16 protein-coding genes are annotated in these 15,661 nt (G+C 63.3%); 13 read left to right on the top strand and 3 right to left on the bottom strand.

The features are described 5' to 3' along the window. The first annotated feature begins 53 nt into the window (after positions 1 to 53). Positions 54 to 1,391, top strand: a complete 1,338-nt coding sequence (locus tag G7068_RS03035; RefSeq protein WP_205881336.1) for an MFS transporter — start codon at positions 54 to 56, stop codon at positions 1,389 to 1,391. A gap of 15 nt (positions 1,392 to 1,406) precedes the next feature. Further along, positions 1,407 to 2,480 (top strand): 3-hydroxyisobutyryl-CoA hydrolase, encoded by a 1,074-nt coding sequence (locus G7068_RS03030; RefSeq protein ID WP_166288676.1) that lies wholly within the window; start codon positions 1,407 to 1,409, stop codon positions 2,478 to 2,480. 32 nt (positions 2,481 to 2,512) lie between these two features. Here the strand turns inward: G7068_RS03030 and G7068_RS03025 are convergent, their stop codons facing one another. Further along, positions 2,513 to 2,869, bottom strand: coding sequence for a VOC family protein (locus tag G7068_RS03025; RefSeq protein ID WP_166288673.1), 357 nt, complete (start codon positions 2,867 to 2,869; stop codon positions 2,513 to 2,515). 128 nt (positions 2,870 to 2,997) lie between these two features. Between G7068_RS03025 and G7068_RS03020 the strand changes: the two genes are divergently transcribed. Together G7068_RS03020 and pdxR are read left to right on the top strand one after the other, a co-directional pair. Further along, the gene (locus tag G7068_RS03020) at positions 2,998 to 3,855 is read left to right on the top strand and encodes a DNA-methyltransferase (protein ID WP_166288670.1); all 858 of its coding nucleotides are present in this window, start codon (positions 2,998 to 3,000) and stop codon (positions 3,853 to 3,855) included. After that, positions 3,852 to 5,327 (top strand): MocR-like pyridoxine biosynthesis transcription factor PdxR, encoded by a 1,476-nt coding sequence (gene pdxR, locus G7068_RS03015; protein ID WP_244304642.1) that lies wholly within the window; start codon positions 3,852 to 3,854, stop codon positions 5,325 to 5,327. Before G7068_RS03020 ends, pdxR begins: the two co-directional genes overlap by 4 nt. Here pdxR and G7068_RS03010 read toward each other — a convergent pair. After that, positions 5,301 to 5,696, bottom strand: coding sequence for a DUF488 domain-containing protein (locus G7068_RS03010; RefSeq protein ID WP_166288667.1), 396 nt, complete (start codon positions 5,694 to 5,696; stop codon positions 5,301 to 5,303). The two genes, pdxR and G7068_RS03010, sit on opposite strands and share 27 nt — an antisense overlap. Positions 5,697 to 5,730: 34 nt before the next feature. Between G7068_RS03010 and G7068_RS03005 the strand changes: the two genes are divergently transcribed. Further along, positions 5,731 to 6,402 carry a metal-dependent transcriptional regulator gene (locus G7068_RS03005; protein WP_280116211.1) on the top strand — a complete coding sequence of 224 codons (672 nt, stop codon included), beginning with the start codon at positions 5,731 to 5,733 and terminating at the stop codon, positions 6,400 to 6,402. A gap of 86 nt (positions 6,403 to 6,488) precedes the next feature. Beyond that, complete coding sequence (locus G7068_RS03000; protein ID WP_166288664.1) at positions 6,489 to 7,145, top strand: asparagine synthase; 657 nt, start codon at positions 6,489 to 6,491, stop codon at positions 7,143 to 7,145. On the opposite strand, the gene G7068_RS02995 is transcribed toward G7068_RS03000, so the two are convergent. After that, positions 7,142 to 7,456, bottom strand: a complete 315-nt coding sequence (locus G7068_RS02995; RefSeq protein ID WP_166288661.1) for a GNAT family N-acetyltransferase — start codon at positions 7,454 to 7,456, stop codon at positions 7,142 to 7,144. The two genes, G7068_RS03000 and G7068_RS02995, sit on opposite strands and share 4 nt — an antisense overlap. A 212-nt stretch (positions 7,457 to 7,668) precedes the next feature. Here G7068_RS02995 and G7068_RS16315 point away from each other — a divergent pair, with 212 nt between their 5' ends. From G7068_RS16315 to G7068_RS02965, 7 genes are all read left to right on the top strand, one after another. Continuing rightward, positions 7,669 to 9,468 carry a hypothetical protein gene (locus G7068_RS16315; RefSeq protein WP_205881335.1) on the top strand — a complete coding sequence of 600 codons (1,800 nt, stop codon included), beginning with the start codon at positions 7,669 to 7,671 and terminating at the stop codon, positions 9,466 to 9,468. 134 nt (positions 9,469 to 9,602) lie between these two features. Continuing rightward, entirely contained in the window at positions 9,603 to 10,178 is a 576-nt protein-coding gene (locus G7068_RS16375; RefSeq protein ID WP_244304641.1) for a hypothetical protein, read from the top strand. Beyond that, entirely contained in the window at positions 10,171 to 11,778 is a 1,608-nt protein-coding gene (locus G7068_RS02985) for an adenosylhomocysteinase (protein ID WP_244304639.1), read from the top strand. The genes G7068_RS16375 and G7068_RS02985 overlap by 8 nt, the downstream gene beginning before the upstream one ends. A 10-nt stretch (positions 11,779 to 11,788) precedes the next feature. Beyond that, a complete protein-coding gene (locus tag G7068_RS02980; RefSeq protein WP_166288655.1) occupies positions 11,789 to 13,096 on the top strand; it encodes an amidohydrolase family protein in 1,308 nt (435 codons plus the stop codon). Positions 13,097 to 13,214: 118 nt separating this feature from the next. Then, entirely contained in the window at positions 13,215 to 14,042 is an 828-nt protein-coding gene (locus tag G7068_RS02975; protein ID WP_166288652.1) for an ABC transporter substrate-binding protein, read from the top strand. Beyond that, entirely contained in the window at positions 14,039 to 14,884 is an 846-nt protein-coding gene (locus G7068_RS02970; RefSeq protein WP_166288649.1) for an amino acid ABC transporter permease, read from the top strand. Before G7068_RS02975 ends, G7068_RS02970 begins: the two co-directional genes overlap by 4 nt. Continuing rightward, the gene (locus G7068_RS02965) at positions 14,881 to 15,645 is read left to right on the top strand and encodes an amino acid ABC transporter ATP-binding protein (RefSeq protein WP_166288646.1); all 765 of its coding nucleotides are present in this window, start codon (positions 14,881 to 14,883) and stop codon (positions 15,643 to 15,645) included. The genes G7068_RS02970 and G7068_RS02965 overlap by 4 nt, the downstream gene beginning before the upstream one ends. Positions 15,646 to 15,661 lie beyond the last annotated feature (16 nt).

Raw genomic sequence — 15,661 nt, 5'->3', positions numbered from 1 at the left:
GTGCGTTCGAGTGTGGTGAACTGCGACATACAGCGACCCTATAGTCTGGCGCGGTGGAGAGTGATGAGGCGCGTGAAGAACACCAGCGAGAGAAAAAGCGCGGACTCAGAGCGCTGCTTGTTGATGTAGCGCCGCTACGAAGCAGCCCCGCGTTTGCAAAGCTCTGGACCGGAACCTCCATCGCGCAGATTGGTGCGCAAGTCACCATCGTTGCCGTGGGACTGCACGTATACGAGCTCACCCAGTCGACGCTTGCGGTGTCGTTTGTCGCGCTGTGGGCGCTGGGGCCCATGATTCTTGCGGGCTTCGTCGGCGGCGCCCTCGCCGACACGTTTGACCGTCGTAAGGTTGCGCTAGCCACGGCGAGTTGTGCCTGGCTCAGCATTGGCACCATGACCGTCATCGCCTTTCTCGACGTGACCGCAATCTGGCCGTACTACGCGCTCGCCGCAGTGAATGCGGCCTCAGCGACGATTTTGGGGGCGACGCGCGGTGCGATCCTGCCCCGTCTGCTGCCGACCCAGTTGCTGCCGGCTGCGGCGGCGCTCAGCGGAATCACAATGGGGCTCGCCATCACCGTAGGCCCCGCGGTCGCGGGCGTGATGGTTGCTTCGGTTGGTGTGCCGTGGACGTATCTGCTTGATGTTGTACTCTTCTCAGCGGCATTTATCGGCATTCTGAGCCTGCCCCCGATGCGACCGGAAGGAACTCGGGCTAGCCCCGGTTTTTCCTCCGTTGTCGAGAGCATGCGATTTTTGCGAACCGCACCAAACGTGCGTGCGACGTTCATTTTTGATCTTGTCGCCATGATCTTTGGTAATCCACGTGTGGTGTTTCCTGCTGCGGGAGCGCTGGTGCTTGGTGGCGGCCCGGTAACGGTTGGTGCACTCACCGCTTCATTTGCTGCGGGCGCACTGCTCTCCGGCATCGTTTCTGGACCGCTCGGCCAGGTACGCAGGCAAGGGCGGGCCGTAACGCTCTCGATTGCTGCGTTTGGGGTATTCACCGCGCTGTTTGGTGCAGTGCTTCTCACGACCATGCTGGTGTCGGGCGGCCACCCGCCAGACGGGGTGATCATGCCAGCGATCGTGCTCGCGGGCCTGGCGCTTGCGGGAACGGGCGCCGCCGACAACGTGAGCGCAGTGTTCCGCACGACCATCTTGCAGGCCGCGGCGCCCGACGACGTGCGCGGCAGAATGCAGGGGCTGTTCTACGTGGTCGTGGCGGGTGGGCCACGCGTGGGTGACCTGCTCGCCGGTGTGCTCGCGACAACGATCGCGCTCTGGGCACCGGCGCTCATTGGGGGCGTGTTGATCGTTGCGATCATGCTCATGATGCTGCGTTTTGCCCGCGGTTTTCAGCGGTACGACGCGCTACACCCAACGCCGTGATGCTACGGTGCTGCTATGAGCACTGACGCACTGGTGCTGGTTCGCCGCGAGGGCGCTATCAGCCACATCACTCTGAACCGGCCGCGCGCGATCAACGCACTGAACCTGGAGATGTTCGAGGCGCTGACCGTTGCTGTGGCTCCTGAAGCGGTGGGGGATGCCACCGCGATTCTGCTCGATGGCGCGGGAGAGCGCGGCTTTTGTGGTGGCGGCGACGTGAAAGAGATTGTGTCGGGGGACTCCTTCAAGATCCTTTCGACCGAGTACCGTCTCGACTACGCGATTGCGCAGTCCGCGGTGCCCGTTGTTGCCATCATGGACGGCATCGCGATGGGCGGTGGCATCGGCCTGGGAGGGCACGCGGCCCACCGGATAGTGACCGAGCGCAGTCGACTCGCGCTGCCCGAGGTTCGAATCGGGATCGTGCCCGACGTTGGCGGACACCTTCTGCTGGCTCACGCCCCGGGGCGTCTTGGTGAGCTGCTGGCGATTACCGCGGGCGAGCTGACCGCTGGTGACGCGATCGCGCTCGGGTTTGCAGACCACTTTGTGCCGTCAAACAAGCTTGAGGCGCTTCGCGTGGCCCTGAGCGAGGGAGTGGATCCCGCGGCGGCGATCGCGGAGGTTGCCGAGACCGCACCCGAGAGTGGGCTGTTGGCTGCACGTGGGTGGTGGGATCCGATCGCAGAGGGTGCGCTCGAGGGTGCGGAAGCGAGCGCCGAGGCGGCCCTTGACGCCACGATCCGTTTGCTCCGGGTGCTTGAAGCCGACGGCGGGGCCGAGGCGACGCAGCTGCTCGAAACTGTGCGCGGCATGTGCCCGACCTCCGTGGTGGTGACCCTCGCCCAAGTCGCGCGCACGCGCGCTCTCGGTCTGGACCTCGCGGAGGTGCTGGAAGACGACCTGCGAGTGGTTGTACGCATCGGGCAGTGCCCCGACTTTGCCGAGGGGGTGCGGGCCCAGGTCATCGACAAGGATCGCTCACCGAAGTGGCAGCCCTCCCGCATCGAGGACCTCGACCCCGCCGAAGTCGCGGCGATCCTCGCCCCGCACCATCCCGACGAGGGCAAGCTCGGGCTCGCGCCGTAAACAATGAAGCGCCCGCGCGGGTGCGCCCCCGCCTAGTGCGGATCTCCGATGCAGAACTCGTTGCCGCCGGGGTCTGTGAAGGTGTCCCAGGAGAAACCTGCCTCGCCGCGCTGGCCCAGGTGCGTTGCCCCGGCCGCGACCCACTCGGAAACCAGCTCTTCGCGGTTCGAGTCGGCGCTTCGATTGAGGTCGAGGTGCAGCCGGTTCTTGCCGGGAGTCGGTTCTTCGACCTTCTGAAAGCCCAGCGCAACGGGAATATTCGGCGTATTCACGACGCAGAACCAGCCATCAGCGTCCATGACAATTTCTCCGCCTAAGCGCTCTGCCCACCAGGCCGCGAGCGTGCGGGGAGACTCAGTGTCGAGAGTGATCATGCCCAGCGAAATCATGTGAAGCCTTTCAATAGTGCGGTTAGTGTCTCGTTTTACACGCTAGCCGCAACCACCGACAAAGCGCAGAACACGTGCAATCTCGCCGCCGATCCGCGCTGCGCAGCAGCGAGCGCTACGCTGGTCGGATGAGTGAGCGATGGGAACCGGCCGGCCCAGATCTCGTGTACCTGGGAGACAACCTGCCGATCCTGCGGGGCCTGCCCGACGGCGCCTTCACGCTTGTCTACCTCGACCCGCCGTTCAACACCGGACGCTCTCAGCAGACGGAGCGTGTGCGTGGGATTCCCACCAAACCGGGAGAGGGAGGGCGGCTGGGCTTCCGCGGCCAGGGCTACGCCATCACGCGCGAAAAGACGCTCGCCTACGATGACCGGTTCGGGGACTACTGGGATTTCCTAGAGCCGCGCCTCGAAGAAGCCTGGCGATTACTTGCCGATGACGGCACCCTCTACCTGCACCTTGACTACCGCGAGGTGCACTACGCCAAGGTGCTGCTTGATGCACTCTTCGGGCCCGACTGCTTTGTCAACGAGATCATCTGGGCCTACGACTTCGGGTCGCGCACGAAAAAGCGATGGCCAACGAAGCACGACAATATTTTGGTGTACGCGAAGAATCCCGCTCGACAGTTCTTCGATGCGGAAGCAGTGGATCGCGAGCCCTACATGGCCCCCGGCCTCGTGACGGCCGAAAAGGCTGCGCGGGGCAAACTGCCAACGGACACATGGTGGCACACCATCGTGTCGCCGACGGGCAAAGAACGCACGGGCTATCCGACTCAGAAACCAGTTGGAGTGCTGCGCAGGATCGTGCAGGCGTCATCGCGACCTGGAGACTGGGTGCTCGATGCGTTTGCGGGCAGCGGCACCACCGGGGCCGTGGGGGTGGAACTCAACAGGCGTTTTGTGCTGATCGATGAAAACCCCGAGGCCCACGAGGTGATGCGTAAGCGCCTCGCGAAGCACCCCGTGGAGTACCGGTGAGGCAGCCGCGCCCACACGGCGGGGCAGACGCGATCCCCGTTCACCTGGATCGCGCCGCGGATGCACCGCTGCCGGTCCAGCTGGCGGCAGCGCTGCGTGAAGCCATTGATGCCGCGACGCTTCGCCCGGGTGAGGGGGTGCCAGCAACTCGCGACTTTGCGCGCAGGCTCGGGGTCGCACGCGGGGTTGTGGTCACGGCGTATGAGCAGCTGATTGCTGAGGGGTATCTCACGGCCACACACGGGCAGGGGACCCGCGTGAATCCCGCGCTTGAGGCTGTTCAAGCAGTGCAGGCGCGGACACCCCACACCGACCGCGGCGCGAGCGACACGGGTGCACGCGCACTGGGCAAACGGGAGACCCCCGGCCCGCTCGCTCCCGGCAAACCGATTACCGACGCCGTAGACAGCCCTGCGTGGCGCGCCGCGTGGCGGGCAGCAGCTGGCCGCGCGCACCTTGAGGCCCCCGAACTCGGCGATCCGAGACTCCGTGAAGAAATCGCGGACCACCTCCGGCGCATGCGCGGCACGGCCCGCTCGGTGCAGGACGTACTTGTGACCGCGGGAACTCGCGACGGGCTTGGGCTACTGCTCACGGCGCTGGGCACGACCCGCGGGCACGGACTCGTCGTTGGGGTTGAGGATCCGGGCCTGCCTTCGCTGCGCGGTGTGGCCGCACGGTACGGTGCCAGCGTGGTTGCACTCCCCACGGACTCCGAGGGTCTCGAAACCAGCAGGCTGCCCGAGGGTGTGCTCGACGTGGTTATTGTGACGCCGAGTCACCAGTATCCGCTTGGCGGTTCACTGCCGCTGACCCGCCGCCGTGAACTCTTGGCGTGGGCGACGCGCACCGGGGTTGTGGTTGTGGAAGACGACTTCGACTCTGAGCTGCGCTACTCGGGAAGCCCGCTGCCAACCCTCGCCGCTCTCGACGCGGCTGACGAGGGTGTTGTTGTGCTGCTGGGAACGTTCTCGCGCACCATCGCACCCGGGCTCTCCGCCGGATACCTGTTGGCCCCGGCTGGTCTGCGCGCGCTCATCGAACCGATTCGTTTCGAACTGGGCGGTCCTGTGTCAACGGTCGTGCAGGAAGCGCTGGCACAGTATCTGGCGAGTGGTGAGCTGCGGCGCCACACCGCGCGTATGCTGCGTCGCTACGCTGAGCGGCGAGATGCGGTGTCCGATCAGCTCGCGGGGCTACCCGGCGTGCGAGTGCGGCCGATGGACGGCGGGTTGCACGCCGTGCTGGAGTTCACCGGTGCCGATTCCGAGGCAAAACGCGAGCGGGAGGCAGCTGTTATCGCTCGTGCGAACGCAGCAGGACTTGGTGTTGAAGCGCTCGGAAACTACTGGCACCGCCGCGACAGCTCGGGAAGTGGGGTTTCCGGTCTCGTTATCGGTATGGGCGGCCCCGACAGTGCGGAGTTCGAGACAGCTCTCGGAACGCTAAAGCAGATTCTCATTCAGAGCTGACGGTGTATCGGACAGGCGCTCCAGGAGCGCGTCACGAAGGACAACAGCGTGGTTGTGGTCAAGATCCTTCGCCCCAAACACGAGGGTGAGACGATCCGCCCGCCGCGCGAGTTCAGCGAGCTCCCCGAGTGCAGCGGCGGCAGGGTCAACCGCCAGCTCGGCGCGGTACTCGGCGGCATAGGCTGCGAAGTGATCTGGATCGGCGTGCCAGCGCTTTCTCAGTTCGGTGCAGGGGGCGACCGATTTCGCCCAGGTGTGCAGCTCGGCTGAGTCTTTAGAAATGCCGCGTGGCCAGAGTCGATCAACGAGCACGCGGCAACCGTCGTCGGGGGAGACCGGGGAGTAGACACGCTTCAATACGATTTCCACCCCTCCAGTCTCTCATCTGCCCTATCCTTGTGGGGTGAGTGTCGACCAGCTATCGCCGAGTATGCAGAACTACCTGAAGGTGATCTGGAGTCTGCAGGAGTGGTCGGATCAGGCCGTCTCGAACTCCGCGATTGCCGAGGCCGCCGGGGTGCGGCTCTCGACGGTTTCTGACGCGCTCCGCAAGCTCTCCGATCAAGAACTCATCGAGCACGTGCGCTACGGCACCGTGACCCTCACCGACATCGGTCGAGAACACGCGGTGTCGATGATCCGGCGCCACCGTCTGCTCGAAACCTTCCTCGTCCAGATGCTCGGATACGAGTGGGATGAGGTGCACGAAGAGGCCGACCGGCTGGAACACGCCGTGTCTGACGGGCTCATTGACCGTGTGGATCGTGCCCTGGGGTATCCCACACGAGATCCGCACGGTGACCCGATCCCGAGCGCGGAAGGCCTCGTGCACAGACCGGACGCGGTGCTGCTCGCTGATGTTGTTGCACCCTGCCGCACGCGAGTCGAGCGCATTTCAGACTCGGATAACGAGATGCTGCAGTACTTTGCGAGTCGGGGGATAGTGGTTGACGCCGAGTTGCAGGTGCTGCCGGGCGAGCCCTATTCCGAAACAGTAACCGTGAAGATTGGTGACACCGAGGTGCGGCTCGGACCTGCGGCGGCTGCGGCAGTGCGAGTGTCAACACTGGGGTGACAGACACGTCACGAAACCGATGCGTGTCTTTGCCGCCAGATACGCGATAATTGAAGCCGGGTCATTGCCCACTCAGAAGGAGCACAATGTTTGGCTGGTCGAAGAAGCGGAAGAAGCGGGGATCGCGCCCCCAACGCCGCTTGCCTCGGCGTGTGCTCGCGCCCGTTGAAGAAATCGTAGAGCAGGGACTGCTCGTAGCCGATGTCGCGGTGCGTATGACGGTCAAGAACGCGATCATTATGAACGCGCTGCAGAAGCAGATTGACTACAACGAAGAGCAGATCATGGAGATGGTGCGCAGCGCCACCGAAGACCTTGCTACGGAGCGCGAGCGCGACGCGACTCACATTTCGCGCATGCGTAACGAGATCCGTGACACCGGGCGCAGCTCGTGGAGTGAGTCCGATTACGGCAATGACGACAACCGCACCCTGCGCCACCGCCAAGAGGTGTACGAGGGGGTCGCAAAAGAACTGCGCGAGCGCGCAGCCGATCCCGAGTACCTCAAGGCCACCGCGAAGCGAGCGCACGCCCTCGCGTGGGATGAGATTGGCGACTCCCTCAAGGAGCGAGCAACTCACCCCTATTACAGCGGTGGAGGATCCGAGGAGTACCAGAATGCGCGCGACGACCGCATTCAGTTGCTCATTGAAAAGGACCTGACCGCACTCATGAAAAAGAGTCGGCCAGAGAAGCCCTCACTGCTCAAAAAGCTGCGTCGCAGCGATTCGGACGACGACTAACGCTTCAGTAGTTCTGGGTGGCGTTTGAGGTAGGCCTGAATAAACGAGCACGAAGCCGCGATGCGGCGCTCGCCGATGACGTCGTCGGTGAGGGCGTGCTGCGCGAGTACGCCTGAGAGGCCAGTGCCTCGCAATTCTGGCACAACGAGCGTGTGATCGAAATCGATGACGTCCTCGCCGAGCAAGCTGTAGTGTGCCTCGCCAAAGAACTGCTCGTTGGGCCCGTACAGCGCGAAGCGATGCCGGTCGGGCTCGTGTACCACGCGGAAGCCGTCGGCTGCCGCCTCTGTCTCATTTGCGTAATTGGCCATGGTGCCAGCCTAAATCGAATTTCTCCCCCTGGCTTCTTTGCGCTGAAAAAAGATTTTGTAAACACCCGTAATGGAGCGGGCTCATTTAGATCATTTACTGACGTACATCAGTACAGAAGAGGCTCTCCGCAGCGCGCCATGGCGAAATGCTCGGGGAGTTATTTCAGGGGAATGTCGGCTTCGGCCGGCGAATCAGTCAGGAGTGAATGAGTTTGGCTAAGAAAAGAATTACAGGGGGCATCGCAATTGTTGCCGCCCTGGCAATCCTTGGCACGCCAGGAATGGCGCTTGCAGCGCCTTCCGGAACCGACACCTACGTGGAGGGCGTCAACGTCACGCCCACCCAGATACTAAAGGCATCTTCACCGGTCGAGCTGACCTACACCTACGGTGCCAGTGACCAGAAGTCGTCTGTTGTCTCCTTCGAGATTCCGACGCCGCTCGTTTACAACGCTGATTCGATCAAGCTGGACGCCGACAACTTGCTTGCCGGTAGCCTGCAGATCACGCTTGTGGGTCGCGCATTCGACACCGACACCGATGGTGACAACTGGGACGGCAGCTTCTACCGCGTCAGCTACCAGACGGTTCCTGCAAGCGGTGCGCACGAGTACCCATCGACCCTGTACTTCGAGACATCGCGACTGCGAGTGAATACGGTCATGAACGACCTGCCCATCACCGTCATGAACGACGGTGCGCTTGTCGACACCAAGCACGTGTCAGTCAAGATTCCGGGCACAAAGCCAACGGTTATCAATACTTCCGTTGACAACGGCAAGTATGCCGATGGCGGAGCCGAAGTGGCTGCTGCTCACCAGTCAGGCGACCGGGAGTCGGTGACCTTTAACGAAAAGCAGGGCATCGGCACGATCGACCTGATGAACGCGAACCAGAACATCATTCGCACCAGCATCAACCCCGCGATGATGAGTGGAACGGTTGACCCCACGGGTGTGCGCGTCGATGCGACGCTGCCGTACCAGAACAGCGTGTTCAAGGCTGACAAGCCAGTGATGGCGGCCACCGCGTCCGGTCTGATGTTCGCGATCCAGAAGATCGATCTTACGCAGCCGAACCTGCCCAACATTCCCGGCATTACGGTTATCTCGAGCCAGTTCACCGAGGTCGGTGGAAACTACGGCGATCCGCTCGGAAACTACGAGGTTCGCATTTCGACCGACCCCGCGACCAACCAGACCCACATCGAGTACTACCTCGACAGTCTGCCCCGCGACTCGAAGCTGTTCCTTGTGTACAACCAAAAGGTTGAGAACATGCCCTCCGAAATTTCCGGGTTCCCCGATTTCCTGGGCAAAACGTCCGTTACCTGGGATCAAATGGATGCCAACACGGTCAACGAAATTGGAACCTGGCAGACGCCGTACCGCATCTCTGCTGCATCCGTTGACACGGTGAAGTCGGTCGACAAAGACAGCATCCACCCGGGTGATGCTCTGAACTACAGCTTTGACTTCACCGCAACGAAAGACGCTACAAGCTTCTGGGTGAGCGATACCATCGACTCGCGCCTGCCCATCAAGCCTGAATCGGTCGTGTCTGACAACGCTAAGTGCGTGCCAACCGTGAAGGCCGAAACCAACGTGGTTCGTGTGGACTGCGCCGACCTGATGACCGGAGACAAGGTCAAGATTTCGGTTGGGGTTGACACCAATAAGACGGTAGACGGTGACAAGATCGACAACACCTACTACCTGGGAACCGCGCTTGGGTTCTTGAAGGGCAACGATGTGAGCACCGCCGTAACGGCAGCGACTCCTCCCGTCGTGCCGCCGACGACTCCGCCGGTGCCGCCGACCACACCTCCAACAACACCCCCGGTCACTCCGCCGACCACAACGGTCCCGACAAACGGCACGTCAAACACTGACGAGACGCTGGCGCAAACGGGAGCTCCGGCTGCCGGTCCAATCGCCGCGGCTGCTCTCGCTCTCATGGTGCTCGGCGCTGTTGCGCTGCGCCGTAAGCGGAACGCACGCTCCGCCAGTTAGTGCATCAACCCGCTACGCGCTCGTGAGAGTGGCAGCGGTCTGAAAGGAATCCCGGTCTGACCTTCGTCAGGCCGGGATTCCTTTTTGGGCGCAGAAATGACTGGGGTGAAGCAGGGCAGACTATCCTCGAGGGTGTGGGAAATTTGTTGCGTCGTGGATCAGGCGCCGTCGTTATCGTGGCGATTGCGCTGACTGCCGGTTGCGCCGCGCAAGATCCCAAACCCCAAAAGCCCGAGGTGCTCACGGCCAGTAGGGCCGGCGGGGTGTACCTGGACGCGGTGTGCCCGATCAATGAGGCCTGGGACAGCGCTGACTATGAACTTGACCGGCTCCGACTTGTTGTTGGCAGGGGTGGCTCAAACTCCAAGGCGTTTGCGGCTTCGATGCAGGGTGTTGCCGAGGCGAGCGCAACGGCTGCCAAGCAGCTTGCCCCGAAGGATCAAGCCTGGCCTGAAGAGGCAAAGGCCCACATTGCCGAGGTCAGAGACACACTGCTGGCTGACCAAAAGCAGGCACTCAAGGTTGCGAAACTCCCCGCGAAGGACGCCGTTGTCTATACCTGGCAGGACAGAGAAGACATTGGTGTCGCGGCAGCAGAAGCCCGCGCATCGCTGGGGCTTCCCGCCGATCCTGAACTCGCCTGCACGCAGTGGGCCGAACAACAAAAGTCGAAAAAAGACGCCAAGCCAACGAAGGACTCCAGTGACTGAGCCGCACGAAGTATCCGCATTGAAGATCGAGCGGGCGGTTCGTGCGGCGGCGCGGGCGGGCAACCGTCTGCTTTCTGGCGGTCGCGCTAGGGTGCGTCTGGCTGATCCTGCACAGCAGCGTGAATGCGAGATCGTGCTTGCCCGGATGGGTGCAAGACTCACCGACGACGCGGCTGTCGCAGAGTTTGAGTTTGTTGATGAGCTTGACGCCGAGGGGAAGCTCCACGACGGGGCTCGCGTGCTACCGCCCGTAACGGTGGCTCTCTCTGGTGAGGTGCGCTCGTTTCGCGGCGAGAGCGCCGAACGGCGAATCAACTGGGCTGCGCAGGGCATGCCTGTGACTGCATACCTCGCAACTCTGCTTGGCGAGCTGCAGAAACAACGCGGAGAAACTCTCGCACCTCCGCGCATCGCGGTTAGCCTGGTGCTTGAACCGAAAACGGCGGCCCTCACGTTTGCGCTCGCGGATGCCGGCTGTGAGGTTGCGCTATTTAGTGCCGTGAGCGAGACCGATCCCGAAGTTGCGCGCGCGGTTGCCGACGATGGCAGAGTCGCAGTGTTTGCGCCAATTTCTAGCGGTGACGCGCAAGCCGATGCTCGTGAGCAGGCCCGCATCGATGCAGAGCATGCGGCTGCGGTGCTCGACTGGGGTGCCGACTACCTGATCGACGATGGCTCGCACCTGATTCGACTCGCACACACGGAGCGTGCCGAGGCGCTGCTGCGATTGCGTGGTGCAGCGGAAGAAACAACGAGTGGGGTGCGCCCACTGCTCGAAATGGTGGACGAGGGGAGTCTGCGGATCCCCGTCATCGCGGTGAACAACGCGCGCACCAAGATGGATTTTGACAACCTGATTGGCACGGGTCAGTCTTGCGTTTTTGCGATCGCGGACGCGCTTGAAGCGCACGCGGTGGCAACGGGCAGCCCCTACGGAGCAATTTCGGGCGCTCGCTGGGTTGTTATCGGGTATGGCCCCGTCGGGGTAGGGGTCGCCCGGTTTGCGGCCGCTCTTGGCGCCCACGTGACCGTGGTCGAGCGAGATCCGGTGCGCGCGCTTTCCGCGCTCCACGATGGATTTGAGGCCGGGAGCACAGAGCAAGCGCTGCCGACCGCCGATGTTGTTGTGAGCGCTACTGGTGTGTGGCACACCGTCACCGCCGCTGGTTTTGAGCTGCTGCGCGCGGGAGCCGTTGTGGCCGTCGCGGGCGGAATTGACGATGAGCTCGCCATTGACGACCTCGCGGCCGCGGGCTGGCGGGTTGAGGCTCGAAGTGAACACTCCGCCGAGTGGATCAGCCCGGGAGCAGACCGCGGGGTCATCGTGCTCGCGGGGGGAGGCGGTGTGAACTATTCCGCTTCTGAGGGCAATCCGATCGAGGTGATGGATCTCTCGTTTGCGACTCAGCTTGCGGCGCTCATCCGGCTCATGGGCGAGGATCTTGCGCCGGGCGTGCATCCGATCCTCACGGCTGACGAAGATCTGGTTGCCCGAACGGCACTGACATTTAGGGGTGGATCGGCAGATCCTGCCCCCACGTCGGCCAGGCCGGGTGGGGCAGCCCAGCCCTGGCAGGTTCACCGCTACCGCGCCATCTAGACTTGTCAGAGTGAGTAACGATTCGCAGGTCACTGTCTACAGCGCCGCCCTAGTTTTTCCAGTGACCAGCCCCCGCATTGCCGACGGCGCCGTGGCGGTGCAAGACGGGCGGATTCTGCACGTTGGCGACAGGCAGTGGGTTACCGAGACACTCGCCGCCCGCGGTGTGACGTTTGAAGAGGAGCACTGGGACGGCGTGCTGGCTCCCGGGCTGGTAAACGCCCACACGCACCTGCAGTACACACACATGGCCGAGGTGGCAACGCGCAACTATCGCGGTTTTGACGACTGGGGTGACGCCTTCGACGTGGCCTACGAGAAGAGCGGGCACGACTGGGCTGCGGCCGCCGCGGAGGGTGCACGGCTCAGTCTCGCGGCCGGTGTCACCGCCGCCGCTGACGTAGTGACCGACCAGGCCGCGTTGAGTGCCCTCCATGACGCAGGCATGCACGGCATCGCCTACTGGGAGGTCTACGGTAAGAGCAACGCCGACTGGAGCCGTGAGGCGCGGGAAGAGGTGCGCGCGCAGATCCGCAGCATTCCGACGCCACCCGGAGCCGGCGTCTCGCCGCACGCTCCCTACTCGCTTGAGGTGCAGCCGCTGCTTGAGATCCCCGACATCGTGCGCGAGGAGGGACTGCGCCTGCACATTCACCTCGCCGAGGCGCACATGGAGCGCGAGTTCGACGGCATCGACGGGTACGCGGGGCCTGCCGGTCACGGCTCCTGGCCAGAACTCGGCGCCGACAGCTTCCGCGCCCTGCGCTCGCACGGCATTGGCGTCTCGTCGACCCAGTTCGTCGATCACCTCGGGGTGCTCGGCCCGGACTGCCACATCGCCCACGGCGTGTACGTGAACGCCGAGGATCGTGCGCTGCTGCGTGCCCGCGGCACGAGCGTGGCGCTGTGTCCGCGATCCAACGAGGTTATTGGTCTCGATATGCCACCCGTTGCCGACTACCTGCGCGAGGGCAACCCCATCGCGGTCGGCACTGACTCACTGTCGTCTTCGCCATCACTCGACCTGCTCGCCGATGTTGGCATGCTGTACCGCGTGGCTCGGGATCAGGGTTACCACGCGGCAGACCTGCATCAGCGACTGTTCATCGCCGCAACCCTCGGTGGGGCAGCCGCGCTTGGCCTGCACGTTGGCCCGGATCGCATCGGACAGCTTGGTGTGGGGGCGGTCGCGGATCTTGCTTTCTTCGATGTGCCCGCGAAGGATCCCGATGTTGCCCTCGCCGACCTCGTTGAAGACGGTGCGGGCCGGGCTGTTCGCACGATCATCGCGGGGGTTGAACGCTACCGAGTCGTGTGACGCTGCGTTGCGCGCTCGGTCACACGTTGCGCGCACGATCCCGAGTCACAGTTACACTAGAGAACGGCTTTTCGGGAGAAGCCCGCGCACTGCTCTACCTCAGTTTCAAGGAGTACACATGTCACGCACGTCTCGTCTTGCCGCCGTCATTGCTGTCGGCGCCGCTGCGATCCTCGCACTTTCCGGTTGCACCAGCGGTGATACTGGCAGCGAAGGCCCCACGAACGTTACAAAGGGCAAGCTGACGATCGCCACGGGCGAGCCGGCCTACGCACCCTGGGTGCTCGACAACGACCCCGCGAGTGGCAAGGGATTCGAGGCCGCTGTGTCGTACGCGGTTGCTGAGGAGCTCGGTTACAAGAAGAGCGATGTTGTGTGGGTTCGCACCACGTTTGACGCGGCGATTGCGCCGGGGCCGAAGGATTTTGACCTCAACGTTCAGCAGTTTTCCGTGAGCCCCGAGCGCGAAAAGGCCGTCGACTTCTCGTCACCGTACTACGAGACGACGCAGGCCGTGGTTGCCGCCGCTGGCACCAAAGCTGCAAAGGCGAAGAACATTGCCGACCTGAAGGATGCCGCAATCGGCGTTGCCTCGGGCACCACATCGCTCAAGGTCGCCGAAGACGTGATCGCGCCGACCCAGCAGCTGCAGGTGTTCAACTCGGTCGACGACACGGTTGCGGCGCTGCAGAACGGCACCATCGACGCAATGGTCACCGACCTGCCGGGCGCGTTCTACGTGCGTGACGCGCAGCTCGAGAACGGTGTGATCGTGGGCCAGCTCGACTCGAAGGAGGGCGGCGACGAGTTCGCGTTTGTGCTGCCGAAGGATTCCCAGCTGACTGCAGATGTCTCGAAGGCAATCGACACGCTCCGCAAGAACGGCACGCTCGACAAGCTCCAGGCCGAGTGGATCGCTGACCAGGGCGCGCCCGTTCTCAAGTGATCGATTCCGTCAGCACGATTGAGCTTGAGCGCCGGGCCTTCCGGCGCACACGCAAGCGACGGTCGATTCTTGTAAGCGTGCTCAGCACGCTTGTCTTTGCCGCGGTGATCGCGGTCATTCTGGTCAACAGTCCCGGGTGGAGCCGGGTGAGCGAGACCTTCTTTGACCCGGCCGTTGCCATTGACGCGTTCCCGCGCGTAATCGAGGGACTCTGGCTCAACATCCAGGTGCTGTTTGCCGCGGTGATTGGTGTGGCGATCCTCGGCACGCTGCTCGCGGTGACCCGCACGCTCAAGGGGCCCGTCTTCACCCCGCTCCGCTTGCTCGCCGCGGGTTACACCGACATCTTCCGGGGCATTCCCGTGCTGCTGGTGTTGTACCTGGTGGGCTTCGGCATCCCGGGTCTGGAGCTGACTGGCCGCATGCCGGCGCAGTTTTGGGGCACGATCGCGCTGATCCTGTGCTACTCGGCCTACGTGGCTGAGGTGCTGCGCGCGGGCATCGACGCCGTGCACCCTTCGCAGCGACTCGCGGCTCGCTCGCTCGGTCTGAGCCACGGCAAGACGCTGCGGATCGTTGTGCTGCCGCAGGCGGTGCGAAAAGTGACGCCCGCGCTGATGAACGACTTCGTGTCGATGCAGAAGGACGTTGGCCTGATCTCGGTACTGGGTGCGGTCGACGCCGTGCGCGCAGCGCAGATTGAGGTCGCGTCGAGCTACAACTTCACGCCCTACGTGCTGGCCGGAATTCTGTTTGTGCTGCTGTCGTGGCCGTTCATTCGACTGACCGACTGGATGACCGCGCGTGCGCAGAAGCGCGAGCAGATCGGGGGAACGGTATGACCGCGGCTACTCAAACCATCGCACCGGTTCTCGAACTGGAGAATGTGTACAAGCGCTTCGGCGATCAGCCGGTGCTGCGCGGGATCAACCTGACCGTTGATCGCCACGAGGTTGTTGTGCTGATCGGTGCTTCAGGATCGGGCAAGTCCACGCTGCTGAAGACCGTCAACCTGCTGGAGCAGGTCGATGACGGCCGGATTCTGCTCGCTGGCGAAGACATTACGGACCCGCGAGTGAAGGTTGATGCCGTGCGGGCGCGGATCGGCGTGGTGTTTCAGCACTACAACCTCTTCCCGCACATGAACGTGATCGACAACGTCACGCTCGCGGCTCGTAAGGTCGTTGGCACCTCTCGCGCCGATGCCGAGCGCACCGGGCTCGCCCTGCTCGAGCGTATTGGTCTGGCAGATAAGGCGAAGGAGTTTCCGGATCGCCTGTCTGGCGGTCAGCAGCAGCGTGTGGCGATTGCGCGTGCGATTGCAACGGATCCCGAACTTCTGCTGCTCGACGAGATTACGAGCGCGCTTGATCCTCAGCTGGTCGGTGAGGTGCTCGACCTGGTGCGCGAGTTGAAGGCCGCTGGTTCAACCATCATGATGGCCACGCACGAGATGTCGTTCGCTCGTCGTGTTGCTGACCGCGTGGTCTACCTCAAAGACGGTGTGATCATCGAGTCGGGAACCCCCGAGCAGATCTTCGAGAATCCGGAACGCGAAGAGACTCGCGAATTCTTGAGTCGCCTGCGCGATCCTTTCGAGTAGGGCGGGTTATCTCGGC

Origin of the sequence: Leucobacter viscericola (assembly GCF_011299575.1) — a bacterium.
GTDB lineage: Bacteria > Actinomycetota > Actinomycetes > Actinomycetales > Microbacteriaceae > Leucobacter > Leucobacter viscericola.
This window is presented reverse-complemented; position numbering and strand designations above follow the sequence as displayed.